At 63.6% G+C, this 25,045-nt stretch carries 26 protein-coding genes; 13 read left to right on the top strand and 13 right to left on the bottom strand.

The genetic code is table 11. The features are described from left to right. Positions 1-17 precede the first annotated feature (17 nt). From CLU92_RS01130 to CLU92_RS01145, 4 genes are all read right to left on the bottom strand, one after another. Positions 18-809, bottom strand: a complete 792-nt coding sequence (locus CLU92_RS01130; protein ID WP_100876234.1) for an ABC transporter ATP-binding protein — start codon at positions 807-809, stop codon at positions 18-20. 11 nt (positions 810-820) lie between these two features. Beyond that, entirely contained in the window at positions 821-1,630 is an 810-nt protein-coding gene (locus CLU92_RS01135; protein ID WP_373917182.1) for an ABC transporter permease, read from the bottom strand. A 42-nt stretch (positions 1,631-1,672) separates the two neighbouring features. Next, positions 1,673-2,674 carry an ABC transporter substrate-binding protein gene (locus tag CLU92_RS01140; RefSeq protein WP_101480373.1) on the bottom strand — a complete coding sequence of 334 codons (1,002 nt, stop codon included), beginning with the start codon at positions 2,672-2,674 and terminating at the stop codon, positions 1,673-1,675. A gap of 406 nt (positions 2,675-3,080) precedes the next feature. Beyond that, complete coding sequence (locus tag CLU92_RS01145) at positions 3,081-3,317, bottom strand: hypothetical protein (RefSeq protein WP_101480374.1); 237 nt, start codon at positions 3,315-3,317, stop codon at positions 3,081-3,083. Between the two features lie 445 nt (positions 3,318-3,762). Between CLU92_RS01145 and CLU92_RS01150 the strand changes: the two genes are divergently transcribed. Both CLU92_RS01150 and CLU92_RS01155 read left to right on the top strand, forming a co-directional pair. Beyond that, on the top strand, positions 3,763-4,263 hold the full coding sequence (locus tag CLU92_RS01150) for a winged helix-turn-helix domain-containing protein (protein ID WP_257560787.1): 501 nt from the start codon (positions 3,763-3,765) through the stop codon (positions 4,261-4,263). A gap of 274 nt (positions 4,264-4,537) precedes the next feature. Beyond that, the gene (locus tag CLU92_RS01155; protein ID WP_101480376.1) at positions 4,538-5,410 is read left to right on the top strand and encodes a zinc-dependent peptidase; all 873 of its coding nucleotides are present in this window, start codon (positions 4,538-4,540) and stop codon (positions 5,408-5,410) included. Positions 5,411-5,422: 12 nt separating this feature from the next. Here the strand turns inward: CLU92_RS01155 and CLU92_RS01160 are convergent, their stop codons facing one another. Together CLU92_RS01160 and CLU92_RS01165 are read right to left on the bottom strand one after the other, a co-directional pair. Then, a complete protein-coding gene (locus tag CLU92_RS01160) occupies positions 5,423-6,112 on the bottom strand; it encodes a LytTR family DNA-binding domain-containing protein (protein ID WP_101480377.1) in 690 nt (229 codons plus the stop codon). Then, the gene (locus tag CLU92_RS01165) at positions 6,100-7,782 is read right to left on the bottom strand and encodes a histidine kinase (RefSeq protein WP_101480378.1); all 1,683 of its coding nucleotides are present in this window, start codon (positions 7,780-7,782) and stop codon (positions 6,100-6,102) included. The genes CLU92_RS01160 and CLU92_RS01165 overlap by 13 nt, the downstream gene beginning before the upstream one ends. 164 nt (positions 7,783-7,946) lie before the next feature. Here CLU92_RS01165 and CLU92_RS01170 point away from each other — a divergent pair, with 164 nt between their 5' ends. From CLU92_RS01170 to CLU92_RS01200, 7 genes are all read left to right on the top strand, one after another. Further along, entirely contained in the window at positions 7,947-10,061 is a 2,115-nt protein-coding gene (locus CLU92_RS01170) for a serine hydrolase domain-containing protein (protein WP_101480379.1), read from the top strand. Between the two features lie 95 nt (positions 10,062-10,156). Next, entirely contained in the window at positions 10,157-10,987 is an 831-nt protein-coding gene (locus tag CLU92_RS01175; RefSeq protein WP_101480380.1) for a transporter substrate-binding domain-containing protein, read from the top strand. A gap of 20 nt (positions 10,988-11,007) precedes the next feature. Continuing rightward, positions 11,008-11,685, top strand: coding sequence for an amino acid ABC transporter permease (locus CLU92_RS01180; protein ID WP_101480381.1), 678 nt, complete (start codon positions 11,008-11,010; stop codon positions 11,683-11,685). After that, positions 11,685-12,377: an amino acid ABC transporter permease gene (locus CLU92_RS01185; RefSeq protein ID WP_101480382.1), complete on the top strand. Its 693-nt coding sequence runs from the start codon at positions 11,685-11,687 to the stop codon at positions 12,375-12,377. Before CLU92_RS01180 ends, CLU92_RS01185 begins: the two co-directional genes overlap by 1 nt. Further along, positions 12,374-13,117: an amino acid ABC transporter ATP-binding protein gene (locus CLU92_RS01190; RefSeq protein WP_101480383.1), complete on the top strand. Its 744-nt coding sequence runs from the start codon at positions 12,374-12,376 to the stop codon at positions 13,115-13,117. Before CLU92_RS01185 ends, CLU92_RS01190 begins: the two co-directional genes overlap by 4 nt. 98 nt (positions 13,118-13,215) lie before the next feature. Continuing rightward, on the top strand, positions 13,216-13,782 hold the full coding sequence (locus CLU92_RS01195; RefSeq protein WP_101480384.1) for a glycine zipper domain-containing protein: 567 nt from the start codon (positions 13,216-13,218) through the stop codon (positions 13,780-13,782). A gap of 186 nt (positions 13,783-13,968) precedes the next feature. After that, entirely contained in the window at positions 13,969-14,325 is a 357-nt protein-coding gene (locus tag CLU92_RS01200; protein WP_101480385.1) for a hypothetical protein, read from the top strand. Positions 14,326-14,346: 21 nt separating this feature from the next. On the opposite strand, the gene CLU92_RS01205 is transcribed toward CLU92_RS01200, so the two are convergent. Then, positions 14,347-15,213, bottom strand: coding sequence for a universal stress protein (locus CLU92_RS01205; RefSeq protein ID WP_101480386.1), 867 nt, complete (start codon positions 15,211-15,213; stop codon positions 14,347-14,349). 168 nt (positions 15,214-15,381) lie between these two features. Here CLU92_RS01205 and phbB point away from each other — a divergent pair, with 168 nt between their 5' ends. After that, positions 15,382-16,128, top strand: coding sequence for an acetoacetyl-CoA reductase (gene phbB / locus CLU92_RS01210; protein ID WP_101480387.1), 747 nt, complete (start codon positions 15,382-15,384; stop codon positions 16,126-16,128). Positions 16,129-16,343: 215 nt separating this feature from the next. Here the strand turns inward: phbB and CLU92_RS01215 are convergent, their stop codons facing one another. The 6 genes from CLU92_RS01215 to CLU92_RS01240 all read right to left on the bottom strand — a co-directional run bounded on the left by CLU92_RS01215 (position 16,344) and on the right by CLU92_RS01240 (position 21,097). Beyond that, positions 16,344-16,757: a TraR/DksA family transcriptional regulator gene (locus CLU92_RS01215; RefSeq protein WP_243858197.1), complete on the bottom strand. Its 414-nt coding sequence runs from the start codon at positions 16,755-16,757 to the stop codon at positions 16,344-16,346. Between the two features lie 78 nt (positions 16,758-16,835). Further along, positions 16,836-17,255 carry a VOC family protein gene (locus CLU92_RS01220; protein WP_101480389.1) on the bottom strand — a complete coding sequence of 140 codons (420 nt, stop codon included), beginning with the start codon at positions 17,253-17,255 and terminating at the stop codon, positions 16,836-16,838. A gap of 80 nt (positions 17,256-17,335) precedes the next feature. Further along, positions 17,336-17,797 carry a hypothetical protein gene (locus tag CLU92_RS01225; protein ID WP_101480390.1) on the bottom strand — a complete coding sequence of 154 codons (462 nt, stop codon included), beginning with the start codon at positions 17,795-17,797 and terminating at the stop codon, positions 17,336-17,338. Beyond that, the gene (locus CLU92_RS01230) at positions 17,782-18,588 is read right to left on the bottom strand and encodes a hypothetical protein (RefSeq protein ID WP_101480391.1); all 807 of its coding nucleotides are present in this window, start codon (positions 18,586-18,588) and stop codon (positions 17,782-17,784) included. The genes CLU92_RS01225 and CLU92_RS01230 overlap by 16 nt, the downstream gene beginning before the upstream one ends. An 88-nt stretch (positions 18,589-18,676) precedes the next feature. Next, positions 18,677-19,486, bottom strand: coding sequence for a 2-oxo-tetronate isomerase (otnI, locus tag CLU92_RS01235; RefSeq protein WP_101480392.1), 810 nt, complete (start codon positions 19,484-19,486; stop codon positions 18,677-18,679). Between the two features lie 243 nt (positions 19,487-19,729). Beyond that, positions 19,730-21,097, bottom strand: a complete 1,368-nt coding sequence (locus tag CLU92_RS01240; RefSeq protein WP_101480393.1) for a DEAD/DEAH box helicase — start codon at positions 21,095-21,097, stop codon at positions 19,730-19,732. A gap of 284 nt (positions 21,098-21,381) precedes the next feature. Between CLU92_RS01240 and CLU92_RS01245 the strand changes: the two genes are divergently transcribed. The 3 genes from CLU92_RS01245 (at position 21,382) to CLU92_RS01255 (ending at position 25,006) form a co-directional block, all read left to right on the top strand. After that, positions 21,382-23,103 carry a methyl-accepting chemotaxis protein gene (locus CLU92_RS01245; RefSeq protein WP_101480394.1) on the top strand — a complete coding sequence of 574 codons (1,722 nt, stop codon included), beginning with the start codon at positions 21,382-21,384 and terminating at the stop codon, positions 23,101-23,103. A gap of 94 nt (positions 23,104-23,197) precedes the next feature. Beyond that, a complete protein-coding gene (locus CLU92_RS01250; protein WP_101480395.1) occupies positions 23,198-23,575 on the top strand; it encodes a BlaI/MecI/CopY family transcriptional regulator in 378 nt (125 codons plus the stop codon). A gap of 3 nt (positions 23,576-23,578) precedes the next feature. Further along, entirely contained in the window at positions 23,579-25,006 is a 1,428-nt protein-coding gene (locus CLU92_RS01255; RefSeq protein ID WP_101480396.1) for a M23/M56 family metallopeptidase, read from the top strand. Positions 25,007-25,045 lie beyond the last annotated feature (39 nt).

A 25,045-nucleotide genomic window follows, 5' to 3' on the forward strand; every position in this document is an offset into this window, starting at 1 on the left:
GGTTTGGTCAGACACCACTAATCAGCGGTGCTGGCCATCGTTTCTGCATTATGGTGCCTTTGCTGCTCTTCCATCACCATCTCGCCCAGCATGCGCTTGAGGCGGTTGAACTCCGGGTCGCTCGGGTCGCGTGGGCGAGGCAGGTCGATGGCCACGTCGCGCTTGATGGTGCCGGGACGGTAGGTCATGACGATGGTGCGGTCGGCCAGGTAGATCGATTCCTCGATCGAGTGCGTGACGAAGACGATAGTGGTGCCGAAGACTTTCCAGATTTTCAGCAATTCATCTTGCAGGTTGCGCCGCGTCAAGGCGTCCAGTGCGCCAAACGGTTCATCCATCAGCATGATGGGCGAATCGAGGGCCAGCACGCGGGCAATGGCCACGCGCTGGCGCATGCCGCCGGACAAGTCTTTCGGGTAGCGGGCACGGAATTCCGTCAAGCCCAGCATGCTCAGCAGCATGTCGACCCGTTCGCGGATTTCGGCCGGCGTCTTGCCGGCGATTTCCAGGCCGAAGGCGATATTGCTCTCGATGGTCATCCATGGGAATAGCGCGTATTCCTGGAACACCATGCCGCGGTCAGGACCGGGCTCGGTGATCAGCTTGCCGCCGGCCAGGATCTGGCCGGAAGTCGGCTGCGAGAAGCCGGCGATGGCATTGAGCAGGGTCGACTTGCCGCAGCCGGATGGCCCCAGCAGGCAGATGAACTCGCCGCTGGCAATTTCCAGGTTGATATCCTTGAGGGCGATGACGTCGGCGCCGCCCGTGGTGAAGATTTTATTGACTGCATTGATATTGATCGTGGTCATGGCCGTTCCTCTCAGTGTTCCAGGCCGCGGTGCCACTGCAGCAAATGATTATTCAGGGCATTCATGGCCATATCGATGGCCAGGCCGAACAGGCCGATGGTAAACATGCCGGCGATAATTTTGTCAGACCAGAAATACTCGCGCGCTTCCAGGATGCGGAAGCCCAGGCCGCTGTTGACGGCGATCATTTCCGCCACGATCACGACGATAAAGGCCGTGCCCATGCCGATACGCGCGCCGGCCAAAATATACGGCGTGGCCGCTGGCAGGATGACGCGGCGGAACATCGTCATCTGGCTGGCGCCCAGGTTGCGTGCGGCGCGGATATAGATGCCGTCGACCTGGCGCACGCCGGCGATGGTATTCATCAGCACGGGGAAGAAGGAACCGATGCTGATCAGGAAGAAGGCGGGCGGATTGCCCAGGCCGAACCACAAAATCGCCAGCGGGATGTAGGCGATGGGCGGAATCGGGCGCAGCACCTGCACCAGCGGGTCGAACAGTTTATAGATGGTCTTGTTGGTGCCCATCAGCAAGCCCAGCGGCAAGGCCAGGCCGGCGCCGATGGCGAAGCCGCCCAGCACGCGCGAGAGGCTGGCCCACGCGTCGTGCGGCAGTTCGCCGGAGAACATCCACACCAGGTAGTTGCCCGCTTCCGGCGTGTACGCTTGCATGGGAATCAGGTATTCATACCACTTCACCAGTACGGCCACGGGCGAGGGCAGGATTTGCGGATTGATCCAGCCAAACGTGGACAGTGCTTGCCAGAACAGCAACACGACCACGGGCACGATGGCACCGTGCGCGAAGCGTTTCATCATTTGAATATTCATCGTGACACTTTCAGATTAGCGTGGTCGTGTTTAGCGTGCTACGTAGGACTTCTTGGCTTTTTCCAGCAAGTCCAGCTTGACCCAATCTTGGGCGGCAGGCGCCTTGGCCATGCGGCCCACGCCAAATTTCACCATGTAGTCGGTGGTCAGCTGCACGTGGCTTTGCGTGATGTCTTCCGTGAAGATGGCGTTGTCGATGGCATCGCGGTAATCCTCGGACGTGATCTGGTTCTTGAACATCGATTCGCGTACGTATTTTTCCGCCAGTTTCGGGTCGGCCAGGAAGGCGCGGGTGGCGGCGACGAAGCAATCCATGAAGCGCTGGGCCACGGCCGGCTTTTCCTTGTACATCTTTTCCGTCATCACGAGGGCGCGCACGGGCTCGCCCAGCGGCGTGTCATACGGCTTGATGATGGCCGCACCGTATTTCTTGTGGATTGCCTGGGTCGAGTACGGCTCGGACTGGCTCATGACGTCGATATCCTTGGTCAGCAGCGCCTGGTTCAGGTCCGGGTAGCCCATGTACAGGATTTGCACGTCCTTGCCCGGCTTGTCGGACCAGGTCAGCTTGGCCTTGGTGAGTTCGGCAAACAGCAGGATTTCCTGTGGGCCGCCGCGCGTGACGCCGACTTTCTTGCCTTTCAGATCGGCAATGCCCTTGATGTTCAGGTCGGGACGCCCGACGATTTGCACGCCGCCCTTGGCGAAGCCGCCCACCAGGTACACGGGCAAGCCCGTGGCGCGGCCCGTGATGGCCGCTTCCAGCGCGCTGGCGGACACGTCGATTTCGCCGGCGATCATGGCCGGCACGATGTCGAGGCCCTTGGCGAAGATGCGTTCTTCGATCTTCAGGTCGTATTTGGGCGCGATTTCCTTCATGTAGGCGACGGCGCCGTAATGGGCGAATTTCAGGTTGCCCAGGCGTACCAGGTCGGCCGCGTGGACGGCCAGCGGAAATTGTGCGGCCAGTGCGACGGCCACGGCCAGTGCCTTGGTGTTCAGTAAGGACGAGATGCGGAAGGTGCTTGCCATGCTGTTGTCTCCAAAAAGTAGATGGTTTTTATATAGTGGGTCAGGCTGCCGCTCTGGTGGCGGTTATGAAAATATAAAAGCATCTTCCGTGCCAGTGGAGCGCATTTTGGCGTTTATTGCAAGTGATTGTTTATAAAGGTTTAATTTGATTTTATTGAAAGTGGGAAATATGGATATTCCGTCTTTCCGCACGGCGAGGGTAAAGCTCGTGCGGAATGCCGCATTCTTGGCGGGTGGATTTCATGCTGGCCGGTGCTGCGCCTGCCGTGGAACCTTCATGGCGTGACCGACTCCAAACGTAAAAAAACGCGTTGCAAACAGGCTGGCAACGCGTAACTCCCCCGAGGAGTAGGGGCGGCGCCGCGCGGGCGCCTGCGGGATCGCCGTATGGCGGCCCTCGTCTGACTTATTTTGGCGTGGTGGCGGGCGGCAGTGCTGGCGCGGTGGCCGGATCGGTCAGCGGCGCGGGCGGTGTCACGTGGCCTGGACCCGTCTCCGGCATGGCCGGGGTCACGGGAGCAGGCATCACTTGTGGGGCGGACGTGGGGTTGGGCGCCGTTTCGGGGAGCGGCGCTTCTGCCGGTTTTTTACAGGCGGACAGGGTGACGAGCAAGGCGGCGGCCAACAGGGCAGGTATTTTCATGATGTTTCCTTTGCAAGAGTCGAAGGTTCGCGATGCGGGCGGCGGCGCCGCGCGAAGCTTAAATTTATTGCAAGATTGTCGACGCATCTGTTCGCTACTTCACCATGAACGCAGAAATATCACCGTGTTTAGATGCCGTATGGAAATAATTCAGTAGGGAAATATTTTTCACTTTCTTGCTTCTAATGTTCGTTAACGCACAGACCAAGGAAGAGCAGGGTGGCATTCTGTGCCCAGACGCTCAGGATTCGTGGTGTTCTGGTATAAAAATTGCCAAGAACTTAACAATCCGGGCTACCGGCAATCGTTTAAAAGGAGTATTCAAATGCATGCAATGACTCAGTCTCACGTGAAGAGCGAATTAAAGGCAGCGCACCAGGAACTTCGTAGCCCCGAAAAAGGCTCGCAAATGGTAGAACGCGCAGCACCCATCCCCCCGGAGCGCATGAATCCCATTTCCATGGCACCGATAGAGCGCGTGCGTTCGACGTCGGCCACCCTGCGCCGCATCGAAAACATGCAAAAACTGATCGGCGAACTGTCGCTGCACGAGATGCTGGCCGATGAAATCGCCTGGTTCCTCAAGTTTTCGCCATCGGGTGCCCGCAAATACATCCGCGACCTGCGCGAAGCGGGCGTGATCGAACTGGCCCGCTACATCGAAGGCACCGCCACTTATCTGGGCAAGGCAGTGTACCAGCTGACGCCAGATCCAGAGCGCGTGCGTGCTTTCCTGGCCGCTATCGTCCAGCCAAAACGCGAAGGCGCGCCACCGCGCAAGGATCGTCCCGGCCTGCGCGAGCAAAGCATGGCTGGCAGCGGCCGCCACTTCCACATCCTGGCCGATGACACGCATTACGCCATCCGCGTCAACCGCGGTCCCGTGACGCGCGATCCATTGGTTGCCGCCCTGTTTGGTGCGCCTCAGCAGAAGGCTGCAGGGTAAACAATATTGCGCCTGACCGGCCGCGCGGCGGCTGGCGGGCCTGATGCTTGTCGTGTGCATTATCGGAAGCATGTTGAAAGCCGGGTTAAGCCCCGGCTTTTGGCGTTGGACCAGGCCCTTTGATCTTGGCGGATTGAAAAGATGTTAATCAACCCCATGTGGGCTGGACTGCCCGCCCGTCCCGATGCGGGTTCATTCGAAGGAGCTTGTCCTTGTCTGCCTACGCCGTTTCCCTTGGTCTCATTTCCCTCCTTGTCCTGAAGCGGGCCGTCCCATGAATCCGCTGCTATGGATCGTCCTCGTCACGGCCGCCATCGTCTTTTCGCTGTGGTTCCCCCGCTGGCGTTTGAGGCGTGCCCTGGCCAGGCCCTTGCCGCCCGAAGGCCTGGCCGTGCTGGAAAAGAATATTCCCGTGTATGCGCACATGCCGGCGCCGCTGCAGGAACAATTGCGCCGTCTCGTCGTGCAATTCCTGTACCAGAAGAAATTCGTCGGCTGCGGCGGCCTGGAGATCACCGATGAGATGCGCTACACCATCGCCGGCCAGGCCTGCCTGCTGCTGCTGAATCGTCAGACGCAGGTGTATCCTGAACTCGATACCATCCTTGTGTATCCCACGGAATTCATTGTCACGCGCAATGAAGTGGGGCCGGGCGGCGTGGTGACGCCATCGGCCAACGGCCTGCTGGGCGAATCCTGGGGCGATGGCCGCGTGGTGCTGGCCTGGGACCACGTGCAGCGCGGGGCCGCCGACTGGACTGATGGCCACAATGTGGTGCTGCATGAATTTGCCCACCAGCTCGACAGTGAATCGGGCGCCGCGAATGGCGCGCCTTACCTGCCCAGCGTGTCCAGCTACCGCAGCTGGGCCACGGTGCTGTCGCGCGACTTCGACAATCTGCGCCACGACGCCATGGTTCAGCAGCAAAGCGTGATGGACCATTACGGCGCCACCAATCCCGCCGAATTCTTTGCCGTGGCCACGGAAACCTTTTTTGAAAAGCCCTACCAGATGGCCGAGCACCATGCAGAGCTGTATGCGCAATTTTTGCAATACTACAAGGTCGACCCGCGCGACTGGATGGCGCCGCCCGTGGAAGCCGAGCACATGGCTTCGCCATTTCCCAACTTTGCCCAGCATTGGTAGCCGGCCTGCATTTCAGCCCAGCAGCCGCTGTTTCAGCGCCGGATAGCTGCTGCGCGACACGGGGATGCCCGTGCTGGTCTGCGTGTCGAGCGCGTATTTTCCGCCCGCGGCGATCTGCAGCCGCTTGAAACCCAGGCTGTTGACGATGTAGGAGCGGTGCACGCGCAGGAAGTGGGGCGGCAGCAAGGCCATGAGCTTGTCGATAGGCAAGTCGTGAAAGCAGTGCTCGCCGCTGCGCAGCACGATATTGCTGTAGTGGCCATCGGCTTGCACGTGGTCGATGTCTGCCATGGCGATCCATTCCAGCGCGCCCCGTTTCTTGACGGCCAGCGAGGCCGCTTCCGTGTGCCGCCCGGTATAACGTTGCAGCGCCTTGTGCAGGCGCTCGCGGCTGAAAGGCTTGGCGACGAAGTCGAGTACGCCGAATTCGAACGCGGTGATAGAGCGTTCCGCGTGGGCCGAGACGATGATGGTCTGGAACGGGGCTTTTTGAACCTGGCGCAGCAAGTCGTAGCCGTCCGCGCCGTGCAGGTGCAAGTCCAGCAGCAACAAGTCATAGTCATGCTGCCGCAAGGCGGCCAGCGCCTGTTCCACATTGTCATGTAGCGCCAGCGCCGCCAGGCGTGCGCCGAAATGCGCGCGCACCTCGCGTTCCAGGCCTTGCGCGATCAGCGGTTCATCTTCCAGTATCAAGACATGCATGGTGCCACCGGCAAGGTGAAGGTGAGGCGCCAGCCTGCTGGCTGTTGTTTGCTGGCAAATTCGCTGGCATAGCTTGCGGCATCGCCGAAGACGGCATGCAGGCTGGCGCGGATGTACTGTTCACCCACGCCGCTGCCCGCATGCGGGCGCGCCTCGCCTTCGGGCAAGATCAGGGTAAGTACTTGCGTCTGCGCAAGCCTGGCAATGTGCAGGACAAACAGGGCGCCCTGGCGGTAGCGGTTGTGGCTGAACGCATTTTCCAGCGCCGTCAGCAGCATGGCGGGCGGCACGGTGATGCCCGCCGCCTCGCCATCGAACTGCAAACGGCACGGCTGCTGCAGCCGCGTGCCCATGATGCTCAGGTAATTCTCGCACAGGGCCAATTCCTGCGTCAGGGCAATGCTGGGCTGCTGGGCAAACTCGTTGAGCATGCGCAACTCGGCGCCCAGCGCCTCGATGAAGGTTTCGGCCGCCTGCGGCGATTGCGCATTGAGTTCGCTGATCAGGCTGAGGGAATTCATCAGGAAATGCGGTTGCATGCTTTTGCGCAAGAGCTGGTTTTCCAGTTGCTGGGCGCGCGCCGCCTTGCTACGTTCGTGCAATAGCTGTGCCAGCAATTGTGCGCACAGGGGCAGCAGTAAAAAGCACACGACGAGGGCGAAGCCGCCTTCGGCAAACTGGCTGCCCGTCAACAGGAACAGGGCGCACGAGGCCAGCGCGATCAGCGCGCCGCCGCGGCTACCCGGCAGGCGGCGCCACAGGGCAAGCAGGTTGAGCGCCAGGCTCGCTGCCAGGCCCGTCAGAAACATCAGCCAGCAGCGCGCGTCGAAATGCGCGGGCAGCGCGCCGGCCAGCGCGATGCATGCCAGCAGCACTGCCGCCGCCAGGGGCCAGCGCGGCAGGCGCCAGGCCGTATAAAAATACAGGGGCAGGAAGGCGGAAAACAGCCAGGTCAGGGCGCTGACGGCATACAGGCGCGGCAAGTGCCAGGGATAGGCATAGCCGGTCAAGCTGCGCCAGATTTCCACCACCAGCAGCAGCGCCGCCACCAGGCACAGCGCGGAAAACATGGACCAGTGCCGTTGCCGCTGGTACAGCACCGTCAAGGCCAGGAAGAGCAGGGCGACGGCGCCCAGCGCCCCGGCCAGTAGCAGCGGCGGCAGCCGGTACCAGGCCAGCCCCGCGCGGTAGTCTTGCCGGTCGACCAGGTACAGCGCATAAAATGGCGACGCCAGGTGCGCCTGCACCTGCTGCGTCGATAACAGCAGGTGCAGGTGGTGCTTGCCGGCGGTCAGCTGCTGTGGCGTCAGGTGGATGGCGAAATCGATGTCACCCGCACGTTCCCCGCTGGCCTGACGGGCCGGTTGGCCATTGCTGCCGATCAATACGCCATCCAGCCACAGCTCGCTGGAAGCCAGCGCGGACAGTACCAGCAGCTGCGTCGACGATGGCGTGGCGGCCAGGGTAACGTCGCGTTCGACGCACAGCAGCTGGCCTGGCCGGACCAGCTGCTGCAGTGAGGCGGCTGGCGCAGATGGTGTGTTGCCGCAGGTGCGCCAGCCTTCGTCCAGCCATAGCGGCTGCATGGCGCAGGCAAAGGTGGGCAAGGCCAGGCAGCAAGCGAGGCAGTACCGCAGCAGGTAGTGGAAGTAGGAGGGCATGGCGGGCATTGTAGCTGCTCATTTGCGACCCCTTTGCAACATTTTCATCAACTTCGGTGCCGTTCGTGCGGGGCAAGTGCATTTCGTGCACCGCCCGCCAAAAATGTGTAAAAGACACTTACCATGCATCAGCGCCGCGTGGTGGACGCGGCCCTCACGAGGAATGATTGACTATGCAAAGCAGCAAACATTACGGTTTCGCCGGCGCACTGGCGCTATTGTGCGGCGTGGCGCAGGCCGCTTCCGAACCTGCTCCCGCTCTGGCCGCGCGCCTGGCGGACTTCGACGGCTGGGCGGCCCAGCGCATGGCCACGCAGCGCTTGCCGGGCGTGACCGTCGGTTTCAGCCAGGGCGACGTGGAATGGGTGAAGGGTTACGGCTATGCCGACCTGGAAAACCGCGTGCCGGCCACGGCCCGCTCCAGCTACCGGCTGGCGTCCGTCACCAAGCCCATGACGGCGGTGGCCATTTTGCAACTGGTCGAACAGGGCAAGGTCGACCTGGATGCGCCCGTGCAAACCTATGTGCCGTACTTCCCCGTCAAACCGTTCCCCGTGACGGTGCGCCAGCTGCTGGGCCACCTGGGCGGCATCGATGCCTACCGCAACAGCCAGGTGGAACAGCATTTCAAGGAGCACAAGGATACGCGCCAGTCCATCGCCGTCTTCGAGCAGTTCGACCTGATCGCCGAACCGGGCACGCGCTTCCGCTACACCAGCTATGGCTACAACTTGCTGGGCGCCGTCATCGAGGGCGCCTCGGGCGAAAGCTATGGCGGCTACATGCGGCGCCATGTGTGGGGGCCGCTGGGCATGGATGCCACCGTGCTGGATGACCCGGACGCCGTGATCGCCCATCGCGTGCGCGGCTACCGGCTGGCCGGCAAGGAGTTGAAGAATTCCGAATTCGTCGACATCAGCAGCCGCTTTTCGGCCGGCGGCACACGCGCAAGCGTGCCCGACATGCTGGCGTTCGGCAGGGGTGTCCATGCAGGCAAGATACTGTCGGCGGCCAGCGTGGCCGCCATGGTGCAGCCGATGGCCACGCGCGCGGGCCGCTTGACGCACTATGGCATGGGCTGGGAAATCTTCCCCACGGGTGGGCGCTACGCCATCGCCCATAGCGGCCAGCAGCCGGAAACCGTCACCTATCTGTACAGCTTTCCCTCGCGCAAGCTCACCATTGCCGTCGCCGCCAATCTCGAGCGCGTCAATCCGGAAGCGTTCGTGCAGCGCCTGTTCGAGGTGGTCACGGGCGAGCCGTGGCAGCTGAAAACGTATATCGCCGATGCGGGCGCGCAGCGCGCTTACCAGGTGGCGCAGGGCCTGTTCGAGGAGGGCCGGGCGCATGCCGAGCGCACGCATGAATCTTATGCCGATGCGGCCGCCACGCGCCTAGCCTTTACGCAAATCAACGGGCAAGCGCTGGCGCCGGACGCCACGGTGGCGCGCCCCTTCATCGAGGCGGCCCGCCATCCCGCCGGCGGAAGAGTCTTCCTGGCGGCCGGCGCCAGCATGGCCGAGGCGCTGCGCCAGTCGGGCATTGACCTGGACACCTACTCGCGCGGTGGCGCGCTGGCGTTTGCGCGCGACTATGTCCTGTTGTCGCGAAGCAAAGCGGCCGGCACCTTGCCCCGTTTTGACCCCGCCTTCGAGCAAGCCATGGTGGCCCTGGCCGCCAGTTGGGACCGCACGGCCGCCATCGCCTGGCCAGCCGCACCTGCACCCGCCTCCGCCTCCATCGCCGCAATCGATAGCCAGCTGCGTGCGGCCTTCCACGGCCAGCGAGCCTATCCCGATTTCGTGCCCGAGCTGCAAGAACTGGCGCAAGCGTCGGCCGGGCGCGGCGAGGCGGAATCGGCGCTGGCGGCCAGCCGCCTGGCAGTGGAGCTGTATCCGCTCAGCGACCGCGCACATGCGCTGCAGGGCTTGACCTTGCTGGGCGCCGGCAAGCGGGAACCGGCCCTTGCCGCCCTGCGCCTGGCGCTGGCCCGCGATCCGCTGGGTGCGGCCAGTCCGGCGGCGCTGAACCTGGAAGCTTACCGCTTGAAAGGCAGCGGCGCCGTGGCGCAAGGCATGGCCGTGCTGCAGGCGGCCGCCAGCCTGCATCCGCGCGATGCGAATCTGCAGGACAGCCTGGCCGAGTTTTATGTCGAGCAAGGCTTGCGCCCGCAGGCGGTAGCAGCGTATCGCCAGGCGCTGCAGCTCGATCCCCGCTATCCGGGCGCTGTGGGCGCCAGGGCGGCAATCATTCGCCTCGGTGGCGAGACGAAGGCGCTGGCGCCTTAGATGAATTCTGCATAAACATGGGTGAAAAGATTCCTTTTTGGAAATAAGCGCGCCGCGGTCTAATGGCGGCATTCGTTATCCACCAGAGGAATTCCATGCAGACCCGTCTTCACTTCGCCGCGCTTCTTTTCACCTCCATCGCCTTCACGCAAGTGGCGCAAGCGGACCAGCTGGCCGCCATCAAGGCGAAGGGCGAGCTGGTCTGCGGCACCCTGGGAACGGACGAGCCGAACAGTTTCATCGACGCCAAGTCGCGCCAGCTGGTCGGCTATGAAGTGGACCTGTGCCGCGCCATCGCCCAGGGCCTCGGCGTCAAACCGGTGATCAAGCAGCTGGCCGTGGCTGCCCGCATCCCCGAATTGCAGCAGGGTCGCATCGATATCCTGACAGCGTCCCTGACGCACAACAAGGAACGTGAAGCCTTGATCGACTTTTCCCTCTCCACGTTTTACACGGGCCAGCGCGTGCTGGTCAAAAAAAGCAGCAATATCACGACGGTCGCTGGCCTGGCCGGCAAGAAAGTGCTGACCGTCAAGGGCGGCACGCAGGAACCGAATATCCGCAAGGCCGTGCCCGGCGTGGACGTGGTGACGTTCGAGACGGCGGGCCAGGCCTATCTGGGCTTGCAGCAAGGCAAGGGCGTCGGCTATGTCGACGATGAAGTCTCGCTGCTGAATAATTACGCCAAGCTGGGCGCCGCGCAAAAGGATTATCTTGTGCTGCCGCAAAACATCAGCCAGGAAGTGTTTGCCTTCGGCATCCGCAAGGGCGAGACGGGCGTGAAAACAGCCGTCGACCAGGTGCTGCGCGGGCTGGAAAAATCGGGCGAGGCAGAAAAACTGTTTTTCAAATGGTATGGTCCGACCAGCAATGTGAAATTTCAAAAACGCACATTCAAGATCGAATCGGACAAGATCGACGCCTGAACCTCGCCTGACTCTTCCGCATGTTTGATCTGAACTTTTTGCTGTCCGGCGACTACCGCGACTGGCTGGTTTCCGGCTTGCTGCTGTCATTGCACCTGATGGGCATCACCTTGCTGCTGGCCCTGCCGCTGGCGTGCGGTGTCGCCATGCTGCGCCTCGCCCCGTCGCGCCTGCTCAATGCCCTGGGCGCCGCGTATGTCGAGCTGATCCGCAACGTGCCCTTGCTGGCGCACTTCCTGTTCTGGTACTTCGGCGCACCAGAACTGCTGCCCGACACGTGGAAGGAGCGCTTGTATGCCGGCAATATCGAAGCCGTCAGCGCCGTCACTGCCCTGACTTTATACACGGCCGCCTACATGGCGGAAGACATCCGCAGCGGTATTCGCGCCATTCCTGTCCAGCAATTCGAGGCGGGCCGGGCGCTGGGTTTCAGTTTTCTCGCCACCATGCGCCTGTGCATCGTGCCGCAGGCGCTGCGCCTGGCCGCGCCACCGCTGCTGTCGCAAACCCTGAACCTGTGGCAAAACACCAGCATTGCCACCGTCATCGGCGTGGCCGAGCTGATGTACCAGACGCAGCGCGTGGAAGCGGCCTCGTTCCGCAGCGTCGAGGCGTTCGTCTTCGCCAGCGTGGCTTACCTGCTCGTCTCTCTGGTGATCGCCGGCCTGGCAGCCTTGCTGCAAAGGAAGGTGTCCTGATGCTGGAACTGTTGCAGGACTACTGGCTGTATTTTCTCGTGGGACGCTATCCCGAGGGGCCGCTGGGCGGTTTGGCGCTGACGGTGCTGCTGGCCAGCCTGGCGCTGGTGCTCAGCTTGCCCTTCGGCCTGCTGCTGGGGCTGGCGCGCCTGAGTCCCTGGCGATTGTTGCGCTGGCCTGTCGCCGCGCTGATCCACGTGGTGCGGGGCATCCCCTTGCTGCTGGTGATCTTCTGGGCATATTTCTTCCTGCCCAGCATCACCGGCCACGAAAGCGGGCAGTTCGGCACCATGCTGGCGGCCCTCGTCATCTTCGACGGTATTTACTTGGCCGAGATCGTGCGCGCTGGCGTACAAGCCGTGCCCAAGGGGCAGGTGGAGGCGGCCCGTTCGCTGGGCTTGAACTACCGGGACAGCATGCGCTCGGTGGTGTTGCCGCAGGCGCTGCGCCACATGCTGCCCTCGCTGGTCAATCAGTTCGTCTCGACGATCAAGGAAACGTCGCTCGGTACCATCATCGGCCTGGCCGAAGTGTCGTTCATCGCCTCGCAAGTCAATGGCCTGGTGCTGACGAAACCCGTGCAAGTGTATTTCCTGCTGGGCATGACGTATTTCGTCTTGTGTTTCAGCCTGTCGCGCGCCGCCTTCTGGCTCGAGCGGCGCCAGGCGCGTCTCTTGAAAGCGGCAGCATGATTAGCTTTGACAACGTCAATAAATACTATGGCGACTATCACGCCTTGAGCGGCATCAATGAACACGTCGCCAAGGGCGAAGTACTGGTCGTGTGCGGCCCGTCCGGTTCCGGCAAGTCGACCCTGATCCGCACCATCAACCGCCTGGAGGCGATCGCCTCGGGCCGCATCACGGTGGCGGGCCAGGACATTTACGCTCCGGGGCTGGACGTGAATGCCCTGCGTTCGCACATCGGTTTTGTGTTTCAGCAATTCAACCTGTTTCCCCATTTATCGGTGCTGGACAATTGCGCGCTGGCGCCGCAGCGCTTGCGCGGCCTCAGCCGGCGCGAAGCGCAAGAGCGGGCGCTGGCCCTGCTGGAACGGGTGGGGCTGGCGCACAAGGCGCACGCCATGCCGGCTGCCCTGTCGGGCGGGCAGCAGCAGCGGGTGGCCATCGCCCGCGCGCTGGCCATGCAGCCGCCGCTGATGCTGTTCGACGAACCGACCAGCGCGCTGGACCCGGAAATGGTGGGCGAGGTGCTGCAAGTGATGCGCGACCTGGCGCAGGGCGGCATGACGATGGTATGCGTCACGCACGAGATGGGTTTCGCGCGCGAGGTGGCGGACCGCGTCTGGTTCATGGATCACGGGCAAGTGCTGGAGCGGGCCACGCCCGAAGAGTTCTTTGCGCGGCCGCAACATGCGCGCGCCCAACAGTTCCTGTCCGATATCCGCAGCCCGTTCAGCGTGTCCGCATGATCGGCTGTGTGCGCAAGCGAACGGTATTTCGCTGTCGGTGAGCGCACTCTAGAAGAGTGGCGCATGGTGCGCCCGCAGCCGACCAGGAGGGCCGTATCATGTCACGCATCATTGCAGGTCATTTTCAGTTGCAGGAGCAGATAGACGCCGCGCGCGCCGCCCTGAACCAGGCGGGCTTTCCCGATAGCCGCATCAGCGCCTTCTTCGTCAACCAGCCGGGCCAGCACGACTTGCACGCGTTTGGCGGCGACCGCGACGTGTCGCCTGGGGCCAAAGAGACGCCGGAGGGCGTGGTCGAAGGCGTGGCCGTCGGGGCCGCCGTGGGCGCGGGCATCGGCGCGGCCGCCACCCTGGCGACGGGGCCGCTGGGCCCGGTGGTGGGAGCGCTGGTGGGCGCCCACGTGGGCTCGCTCTACAGTTTCAATAAAATGAAGGAGGCGGGCGAATCCGAGAAGCATGGCGACAAGAACGGCGAAAACCGCCGCCAGCCACGCCATCCGGGCATGCTGATTGCCGTGGCACTGGGCGGCCTCGACGAGCGCGAACGGGCGCTCGAGGTGATGCACCGGCTGGGCGCCGAGCATATCGAGGAAGCGGAAGGCACGATTGCCAATGGCGACTGGTACGACTTTGATCCGCTCAGCATTCCCGTGCTGGTGGCGTGAGCCTGCGCACCAGCCGTGCAATATGCTTAAATGCCGCGCCGTACGAATTTTAGGTATGATCCTTGTTAGTATTGGTAATCAATGCCGACAGGGATAGTTTCCGCGCGCCCGTAGTGACACTGGACCAAGGTGACTGCCTGTAGTACTTGCCTCGCATGCTAACGAGTATGAATAGGAGGTCGCGTCATGACACAGGCATGGTTCATTCTGACACGGGCCGATGGGCGCGACATCTGCGCGCCCTCGCCGGCACAGCTGGCCGATGCGCTGGCCGAAGTCTACCGCGGCGGCGTCACGCCGGACGGTAGTCCGGCCGCTGTCTTGTTACGCTTTGGCTACGACGACGGCTTGATGTATCAGGTCGAGGTCGCTAGCGGAGGCGAAGTTACTTTCGAGGAATGGTCGGACCGCGATTGCGAAATCGCCCTGGCCAGTCCGCGCCATATGTCAGCCCTGCCGCAGGACGCCGCTCTGCAGCTGTGGCAGTGGCTGACGCAGCGCCAGGTGGCGAAGATCCGCAGCCAGCCCTGGCAGGGCGGTTAGCCCTGCCGTCTCTCCCAAGGCCTAGTGCGCCATCAGCACGGGGATCGTCATGCTTTGCAGTATCGTGCGCGTGACGCCGCCCAGGATGGTCTCGCGCAAGCGCGAATGGCCATACGCTCCCATCACCAGCAAATCGGCCGACAGGTCGGCCGCCTGCGACAGCAGCGCTTCGCCGATATCGCCGCGCCGCACGCCACCGCCATCGAGCAAATGCAGGCGCGCCTCCACGCCGTGCCGCGCCAGGTAGTGCGTCAGCTCGGCGCCCGGCTGTTCGCCATGCTCGGTGGCATGCACCTGGGCATCGAAGATGGCTACGTGGACTTGCCCCGCGCGCTGCAGCAGGGGCAGGGCGGCGCTCACTGCGCGGCTCGCTTCCTTGCTGGCATTCCAGGAAATGAGCACATTGCGCGCGGCCGCCGGCGGCGCCAGCAGGGGAAGCGGCGGCGCATACGGCACGATCAGCACGGGGCGGCCCGAATGCAGCAGCACATAGGCGGGAAAGTCGCGCATCACGGACGGCGATTTATCCTTGGCATTGTATTGGCTGATGACGACCAGGTCCGCATAGCGGGCCAGCTGGCTGATGCCGCCCGCCGCCTCGTCGTCGAGCACGCGCTGTTCGAACGAGGCGACGCCGGCCGCGCGCACCTGTTGTTCGAAACCGTCGAGGGCGCGCGTGGCCCGTTCGCGCAGGAAATTGAGGTGCAAGCTCAGGTTCGGGTCGGCATCGAGGTCGGGCTGGTTCTGGTACAGCAGGCGCGACACGCCCGTCAGCGCTACGCCCGTCAGGTGGCCGCCGCAAGCTTGGGCGATGCTGGCGGCCGTTTCGATGCGGGCTGCGCGCCCGGCGCTGTCGTCGATGTGGAGCAATACGGTCTTATACGTCATGGCCTGGCCTCTCGCTGTGCAGTAGTGGCCATTCTGGCACAATCCGGGGTGCCGGCCGCGCACGACTGCATCAGGCTGAGCACTTGATCTGGCGCAAAGCTGGCGATAAGAACTGCTCCTACACTTGATCCCACGCAGAATAACCATAACAAGCGGGGAGGGACAGCAATGAGGGAACAGAAGGTAGCGCTGGTCACAGGCGGCATGGGTGGGCTGGGCACGGCCTTGTGCCGCCGGCTGTATGCGGCGGGCTTTGCCGTCGTGGCGGCGCACACGCCTGGCAATGCGCGCGTCGGAAGCTGGCTCGACGAGCAACAGGCGCAGCAGTATTATTTTCATCCCTTGCCGCTCGACGTGAGCGATTTCGATGCCTGCAGCGTAGCCGTGGCAGGCGTGCTGGCGCAGTTTGGCCGCATCGACGTGCTGGTCAACAACGCCGGCATCACGCGCGACCAGAGCATGCGCAAGATGGAATTGCCGCACTGGGCCGAGGTCATGCGCACCAATCTCGACAGCCTGTTCAACATGAGCAAGCAGGTGCTCGAACCGATGCTGGCCAAGCGCTGGGGCCGCATCATCAATATCTCGTCCGTGAATGGCCAGAAGGGCGCATTTGGCCAGTGCAACTACGCGGCCGCCAAGGCGGGCGTGCATGGCTTCAGCAAGGCGCTGGCGCTGGAAGTGGCGCGCCACGGCATCACCGTCAACACGGTCTCGCCCGGCTACCTGCGCACGCAGATGGTGACGGCCGTGCCAGCCGATATCCTGGAAACGAAGATTTTGCCGCAAATTCCCCTGGGTCGCCTGGGCGAACCGGACGAGGTGGCGGCCCTGGTGGCCTACCTGGCGTCGGACGAGGCGGCGTTCGTCACGGGCGCAAACATCGCCATCAATGGCGGACAGCACATGAGTTAATCAAGCCGAGTCAAGCAAGTTGAGTCAAGCAAGCTGAGTCAAGCAAGCTGAGTCAGGCGAGCTGAGTCAGGCAAGCGTGCAGCTTGCAGCAGGGCAATGGCAGTAGAGGAGACCCGTCCACCCAGCCGGCACACAGACGCTGGCGGACAGACGGATGGCAGTTGCTAGACAACAGGGGGCAGGGTAGTGATGCCTTGCCCTTTGTTGTTGCGCAGTCATGGTGGCGAGCGCTGGGCTTTTTCCAGCCGTGTCTGGCAATCGATGCACAGGAGCGCCTCGGGGCGCGCATTCAGACGCGACAGGCCAATGGCTTCGCCGCAGTTGTCGCACAGGCCGTAGCTGCCATCGGCAACCTTGACCAGTGCGTGCTTGATGATGGCCAGCTGTGCCTGATTGTGCTCGGCCGCTTCGCTGACGAGGTCGTTCAAGGTGCGCACGCTGGCGTTGTCGGCCGGCGAGGCTTCGATTTCATTGAGCAGCGAGGCGCGCGCATCCGCTTCGGCCGCTTCGTTCTCTATCTGTTCCAGCAACGCCAGCTTGCGTTGCTCCAGCACGCCTTGCAGGTGCTGCAGCTGGTCTTGCGGCAATCCATTCATGGTCATCACCCGGTAAGAGCTTATTGTCATCATGGTAATCCAAGATTGGCAGCTCTGCTTGCGCCACTACCTGCGCCGCGTTTGACGCGACGCAGGCAGGCATGGGCCGTTCTAAGCTGGGTCCTTCAGGCAGTTGACCATCCAGGCGACGCCGAACTGGTCTTTCAGCATGCCGAAGCGCTTGGCCCAGAATGTTTCCTCCAGCGGCATCTGGATATTGCCGTCCCGCGCTAGCGCGTTGAAGGCCTGTTCCGCTTCCTCGGGCGTGTCGAGGGTCAGGCAGACGGCGCTGCCGCTCATGCCCTTGGCGCCATCTTCGGTACATCCACCGTCCGAGCCCATCAGCATGGTGGGACCCAACTGCACGGAGCCGTGCATGATCTTGTCGTACCAGTCTTCCTTGACTTGGTCCTGGGCTGGCGAGCCCCGATACGGCATCAGGTACAGCCTGTCGCCATGCAGGTGCTGGCGGTAGTATTCCAGCGCTTGCGCGCAATTTCCATTGAATTGCAAATACGGTTCGATACGCATATTGGCCTCCTCTGGTTGGCCCGCCGACACGATTGCCAGGCCGGGACGTCCCAGTATAGGCGCTCGCCGGCCAAATTCAATCAGTCCGGCGCCATCTCCTGCAACCGCTCACGTACCTTGCCCAGGGTGCCGAGGATGCGCTCGGGATTGCCGGCGAGGACGGCGCTGCCCAGGTGCAACAAGCTCGTCGCCAGGCTGATCCAGTGCCGCACGTCGTCGTTGCGGGCGATACGCAGGCGCACCGTGTCGAGCAGGCCGCTGAGGTGGCGCTGCGCCGTTTCCAGGCCGGCCACCGTATGCCCGGCGGCATCGGCATACAGCTGGTTGGCTTGCTGGCGCAGTGCCACTTCCAGGGCGAAGACGGCCTGTGCCTGGCTGTGGCTGATACCGTTTTCTCCCTGGCTGGCGCGCTTGCGGATGGCGCGCATGACGGCACCATGCAGGGTGATGGCCGCCTGCGACAGGCTATCGGCCAGTTGCTCGACGCGCATGGCGCTGCTGAGAGCCGCTTCGCGTCGTTCGCTGCTTAGCGATCCGTCCATCGTGCCTCCGTGGTGGTGAGGGCGGCAGCGAGCTGGGCGTGTTCGCGCCCCAGTGCCGCCAGTTTCCGGCGCGCCAGCGTATGGCGCAGGCCAATCAGGCGATATTCCTCGGCTTTGCTTTGCTGCATGTTTTTCGCCAGCACGGCCAGCAGGCGCTGCTGCGGCGTGTCGGCATACGCGATGTCCACGTCCAGCAAGCCGAGCACGATGTCGCGCTCGTTATCACCGCTTTTGTCGTACAGCAGCAGCAAGTTGTCGAGCGCGGCCAGCAGGGCTTGCAGCGGCGCGTCGCCGTCGTGCAGCACTTGTGCCAGGTGCGCCTGCTGGCTGGCCGCGCCGCCAAGGCGCGATAGTTGCTGCAGCAACAGGGTGTAGGCGCTGACATGGCGGTCGTCGATGCCGCTGCCAGGCCAGGCGCGGATGGCGGCGCCAGCACCAGCCAGTTCGGGCTGCACGTCATACGCATCGGCTTGCGCCAGCCGGCCCAGCGCCTGCAGGTACAGGCGCACGGCTTGCGTCAGGCGCGCGACATCCGCTTGCGCGGCGTGGCGCTGCGCATCGAGCAGCCGTTCGCGCGCGTCTTCGGCCGGTGATAGAAAGGGACGGGCGCGCTGGTAGCTGTCCACGTGGCGTTGCGACAGTTCGCTGAAGGCGTTCAGGGCATCGGTGCCGGCGGCAAGGGCGCGTACTTGCGCGAGGTCGGTACGTGGAGTGGTGCAGCCGCACAGGACTGCAACCAGGCAGAGGCGCAGGCAAAGGGTGCGGCGATGGCGGGCGGGCAGGGCGAACACGTCACCTCTCGACAGTAAATACTGTATGGAAAGGTATTGTCGTGTCGCACTGCGCTGCCCGCCTTGTGCGGGCGCAAGCGCGTTGCGATCAGTTGCCTATCGCGCGCGCAATGTTTGATGTGCCCGTCAATTGCTCTCGCCAGCCCAGTCCGGCCACGGTATCGCTGGCGGGACGGTATTCGCAGCCGACCCAGCCTGCGTAGCCGACCTGGTCCAGCAGCTTGAACAAGTGGCGATAGTTGATCTCCCCCGTGCCCGGTTCGTGACGGCCCGGCGTGTCGGCGATCTGGATGTGGCGGATCAGGGGCAGCATGGCGCGGATAGTATTGCTCAGTTCGCCTTCCATGCGCTGCATGTGATAAATGTCGTATTGCAAGAAAATATTGCTGCGCTGACAGTCGGCGATGATGTCGGCCGCCTGCTGGCTATGGTTCAGAAAGTAAGCGGGCATGTCGTAGTGGTTGATCGGCTCGATTAGTACGTTGATGCCGTGTGGACGGCAGGCGTCGGCCGCACATTGCAGGTTGCCGATCAGGCATTGCCGCGCCCGCTCCTGGCTCATGCCGGGCGGCACAATGCCAGCCATGCAGTGCAACTGTTTCGCCCCCAGCGCTAGCGCATAGTTGAGCGCCAGTTGCACGTTGCTGTGGAATTCCTCGCGCCGGCGAGGATCGCAGGCGATGCCCCGTTCACCATGTTCCCAGTCGCCGGGCGGAAAGTTGAACACGGCCAGTTGCAGGTGGTGGCGTTCCAGCCGCATGGCGATCTGGCGCGCCTCGACGGCATAGGGAAACAGGAATTCGACGGCATCGAAGCCCGCTTCCCTGGCGGCGGCAAAACGGTCCAGGAAGGGCAGTTCGGTAAACATCATGCTGAGGTTGGCAGCGAAGTTCGGCATGGCAGCACGCAGGTGAGGACGATAGGCACTATCCTAGCCCAAATTGGCAATTGGTGGCGTGCATAAAAAAACCGTTCCAGAAGCAAGTTCTGGAACGGTCTTATCGTCTTTTTAATCAAGACAAACGCCGCCTGAAAGCGTAGCGAGCGGCAGTGATATTGCGTCGAGTCGCGCAGCCGTACTGGAGTACGGCGAGCAAGGCAAACGCAATAGCGCCCCGCGCAGCAGCGTTAAGGCCGCGGTTTAGCGGCCGCGGCCGCCGGAACGGTGATTCGCTGCCGAACGCGGCGCATTGCCGCTACGGTTGCCACCACCGCCGCCCGCTGGGCCGGCGCTGCGTGGCTTGGCGCCGCTGCCGCCGGTTTTCACGCGCACCACGGCGCCTGCTGGCGCGCGGCTGTTGTTGCGGTGACCACCGGTGCCGCTGCGCAATTGCACAGGCTGGGCGCGGGCGTTCAGGTCTGGCTCGAAGCCTTCGATGACTTCGCGCGGCAGGGTTTGCTTGATCAGCTTTTCGATGTCTTTCAACATTTCGTGCTCATCCACGCAGACCAGCGACACGGCTTCGCCCTTGGCGCCGGCACGGCCCGTGCGGCCGATACGGTGCACATAGTCTTCCGGAATGTTCGGCAAGTCGTAGTTGACGACGTGCGGCAACTGGTCGATATCGATACCGCGCGCGGCGATGTCGGTGGCGACCAGCACTTGCAAGGTACCATCCTTGAACTCGGACAGCGCGCGCGTGCGCGCCGACTGGCTCTTGTTGCCGTGGATGGCCAGGGCGCCAATGCCGTCCGCGCCCAGCTGCTCGACCAGTTTATTGGCGCCATGCTTGGTGCGCGTAAACACCAGCACTTGCGTCCAGTTGTTCGATTTGATCAGGTAGGACAGCATCGGGTGCTTCTTGTCGCGGTCGACGGGATGGATCTTTTGCTTGATCACTTCCACGGTCGAATTGCGGCGCGCCACTTCGATCATGGCTGGCTTGTTCAGCAAGCCGTCGGCCAGGGCCTTGATCTCTTCCGAGAACGTGGCCGAGAACAACAGGTTCTGGCGTTTTGGCGGCAGCACGGCCAGTACTTTCTTGATGTCGCGGATGAAGCCCATGTCGAGCATGCGGTCGGCTTCGTCGAGAATCAGGATTTCCACTTTCGACAGGTCAACCGTGCCCTGGCCCATGTGGTCCAGCAGGCGGCCCGGCGTGGCGACGAGCACGTCGACGCCGTGTTTGAGCTGCTTGATTTGCGGGTTGATGCCGACGCCGCCGAAGATCACGGTGGAGTTCAGCTTGGTGTATTTGCCGTAGGTGCGCACGCTTTCCTCGACCTGCGCGGCGAGTTCGCGCGTCGGTGCCAGGATCAGGGCGCGGATCGGGCGCGTGGAAGTGTTGCTGGTGATGGCCGCGCCATTCGCGTCAGTCGACAGGCGGTGCAGCACGGGCAGGGTGAAGCCGGCCGTCTTGCCGGTGCCGGTCTGTGCGCCGGCCAGCAAGTCGCCGCCAGCCAGCACGGCGGGAATCGCCTGCGACTGAATCGGGGTCGGCACGGTGTAGCCGTGTTCGGTAACGGCACGTACGATAGCGTCGGACAATCCGAGGGAGGAAAAGGACATGGTAACTTTATTGTGAGATCGGCCTGTCGCCATCGTGGGGCGCCAGTCGCAGGCAATCAGATTAGGGGTCGAAAGACAGCGGCAAGGGGACTGGTCATATGTGCCGCACACGCGAAGTATAACAGCATGGCAAAAACGCGCCTGTTTTGTTTCAGGTTTGCAATGCCGCAAGTAAAGAAAAGTAAGGGCGCGCTTCGTATTGTCGTTCTTCCCTATTATTCCCTGCAGCACTCCATGCGCGGGACTCACCGTGGCGCCGGGGTGTTCATTCCTGGAGGAATATCATGCGTATCGCCGATCTTCGCATCGCCACCCGCCTGTATGGCGGTTTCGGCACCATCGTCCTGTTGCTGGCCGCCCTGGTCACTGTCGCCACACTGAATGTCTCACGGCTGGGCGACGCCAATGCCATCAATACCCACACTTACCAGGTACTCGCCGAAAACAGTGCGATCCTGGAAAGCCTGATCAACATGGAAACAGGCCAGCGCGGCTACGTGATCACGGGCGCGGAGGCATCGTTGGAGCCCTACAAGGCGGGTCAGGCCGGGTTTGGCACGCACCTGGCCACGGCGCGCGCCTTGACTATCGATAACCGGGCCCAGCAGGAGCGCCTGGCGAAGCTCGATGTTGCCAAGCAAGCCTGGCTGGCTGGCGCGCTCGAGCCCGTGATCGCCATGCGGCGCGCCGTGGCGCAGGGCACGGCCGCCATCGAGCCTGTACTGGCGCTGGTGAACGAGGGCCGGGGCAAGCAGGGCATGGATGGCATGCGGGCACTGCTGGGCGAAATCGGCCAGGCGGAAACGACGCTGCTGGCGCGGCGCTCGGAAGCGGCGGCGGCCTTGCAGGCGCAGGCGCATTGGACCTTGCTGGGCGGCGGCGCGGTGGCGCTGATCCTGGCCGCCATGATCGCCTGGTGGCTGGCGCGTAACATCAGCACGCCGTTGCGCTCGGCGATCAACGTGGCCAGGCAGGTGGCGCAGGGCGACTTGACGGTGCAGGTGGAAGTGCGCTCAAAGGATGAGACGGGCGAGCTGATGCAGGCATTGAAAGACATGACGACAAGCTTGCTGCGCATCGTCACCGAAGTGCGCGGCGGCACGCAGGCCATCGCCACGGCATCGCGCCAGATTGCCTCGGGCAATATCGACTTGTCCGCGCGCACGGAACAGCAGGCCAGTTCCCTGGAAGAGACGGCGTCGTCGATGGAGGAACTGACCAGCACGGTACAGCAGAACGCGCAGAATGCCAGCGAGGCCAACGGCCTGGCGGCGTCGGCCTCGGCCGTGGCCGGCAAAGGCGGCGCAGTGGTGGCGCAAGTGGTGGACACCATGGGGTCGATCAACGACTCGTCGCGCAAGATCGTCGACATCATCGGCGTGATCGACGGCATCGCCTTCCAGACGAATATCCTGGCCCTGAACGCGGCCGTCGAGGCGGCCCGGGCGGGTGAGCAGGGGCGCGGCTTTGCGGTCGTCGCCACCGAGGTGCGCAACCTGGCGCAACGTTCGGCCAGTGCCGCCAGGGAAATCAAGGCTCTCATCAACGACTCGGTGGCGCAGGTGGAGAGTGGCGCGCGCCTGGTCGACGAGGCGGGCCACACCATGCGCGAGATCGTCGATAGCGTGCACAAGGTCAGCAGCATTGTCGGGCATATCTCGGCCGCCAGCGACGAGCAGCGGGCCGGCATCGAGCAAGTCAACCAGGCGATCAGCGAAATGGACCAGGTGACCCAGCAAAACGCCGCGCTGGTGGAAGAGGCTGCGGCAGCGGCGGAATCCATGCAGGAGCAGGCCGCCCGTCTGGCCGATGCGGTGAGCGTGTTCACGACAGCGCAGGTGGACGCCATTCCGGCGCTGGCTCCCCGTCCCATCGTGCGCCATCCCGCGCCCGTGGTGGCAGCGCGCGCGGTGGCCCGTCTTCCCGCCAGGGCAGTGGCGCCCCGCGCGCCACAAGCTCTGGCGGGGAAACAGCGTTCGGGAGGGGATGAGTGGGAAGAATTCTAATGATTCAGCGCATGCGACAGATGTCGCAAATAGCGCTTGCGCGCGTGTGACTGTTGTCGCATAATTGTGTCAATAGTCACTAGAAGGAATCACCATGAGTACGCCCTCCGTCACTGAACTATCGTTATTGAAAGCCCTGTGGAAAGAGCAGCCGCTTTCCGCGCGTGAGTTGCACGCCCGCGTGGAAGATGCGCTGGGCTGGTCGTTTTCATCCACGCGCAAGACCCTGGAGCGCATGCTGGACAAGGGCATGCTGCTGCAGCGCAGCGTGCACGGCGTACTCGTCTATGAAGCCAATGTGGACAAGGTGGCCACCCTGGCCGCGTTCGCCCATGACTTCGGCCGCCGCGTGATGGAAATCGATAGCCCCTTGCCGGTCAGTATGTTTACAGGCAGCAAACTGGTGGACCAGCAGGAACTGGCGGCGCTGGAACAACTGCTGCACGACTGGCCTCTCGACAGCAAGGAGTAAGCGATGAGCTTGTTTACCCTGACTTTGCTGCAGGCAACGGCTGCCTGCCTGCTGAGCGGCTGGCTGCTGCAAGGCTTGCTGTACCTGGGGCAACGGCGCTGGCCTGCGCTGGCGGCGCAGCGCAGCGTGTGGCTCGGCGCGCAATTGGTGCTGGCCGCCGTGTTTGTGCTGCCGCTGTTGCCTGACACGCGACAGCTGAGCGTGGTGCCCGGGGTGAGCGTGCCGGTTTCCCTGGCCAGCGCAACGCCCGGCATGGCGATGGCCATGGATGCGCCAGTTGCCGGGCTGCCATCCGGTGCTGCGTGGCTGTCCCTGGTTCCGGCCGCCTGGAGCCTGGTCTATCTGCTGGGCGTCGCTTGCACAGCCTGGCGCTGGCAGCGTGGCCGCGCCATGTTGCGCACCTTGCTCCGGCTGGCGCAGCGGCGCCGGCTGCATGGCATGGATGTGCTGGAAGTGGATGCGCCTATCTCGCCGATGCTGGTGGGCGTATGGCGGCCGCGTCTGCTGCTGCCGGCACACCTGGCGCAATTTACGCCCGAACAGCAGCAAATGGTGATCGCCCATGAGTTGACCCATGCACGCCGCCGCGACCCCTTGCTCCTGCTGCTGGCCACCATGCTGCAGGCGCTGCTGTGGTTCAATCCGGCCGCACGCTGGCTGTCCGGCAAGCTGGCTTGGGCGCAGGAGCTCGGTTGCGACCGCCAGGTACTGGCTGGCCGCCCTGCGCGCCAGCGCCAGCAATATGCGGCGGCGCTGGTCAAGCAGCTGGGCCTGCAGGCCCAGCCGCTGCCAGGGTTGGCGTTTGGCGGCGGCCGCCTGGCCGAGCGCCTGCTGCGGATGCGTGACGGGCAGGATCGCTTGCCTCCGGCCTTGCGGGCACTGACGGCGCTGCTGCTGTGCGCCATCGGCGCGGCCAGCCTGGCGCTGCAGCCGGCACTGGCGTGGGCGGTGGCTGCCGCACCGGCAGCCGTGCTCGCTGCGCCAGCCCCGGCGCCAACTGTCTGGCGCAATCCCCTCGATACCATGCGTGTGACCGGCTTCTTTGGCGTGGTGCGCGAGATGACGCCGCAAGGACATAGCGGCATCGATTTGGGCGCCAGGCGCGGCACGCCCGTGCATGCGGCGGCCGACGGCATCGCCAGCGTCAGCGAAGATGCGCGCCTCGGCAAGGCCGTCCGCATTGATCATGGCGGTGGCATCGAGACGCTGTATGCGCATCTCGACCGGGTCACGCTCACGACCGGCATGGCCGTCACGGCAGGGCAGGCCATCGGCTCAGTGGGCGCCACGGGCCTGGCGACGGGGCCGCATTTGCATTTCCAGGTCAGCCATAACGGGCGCTTGCAGGATCCGCAGCAGTGGCTGGCCGGCCTCGATGCCAACGCCAGCGCGCGCGCCTTGCGCATGCGCAAGGAGCAGTTCGGCCGCTGACGCCTGCAGGCCGGGCCGGCGCGGCGCGCCTGGCCCGGT

It is taken from the genome of Janthinobacterium sp. 61, assembly GCF_002846335.1.
GTDB lineage: Bacteria > Pseudomonadota > Gammaproteobacteria > Burkholderiales > Burkholderiaceae_D > Janthinobacterium.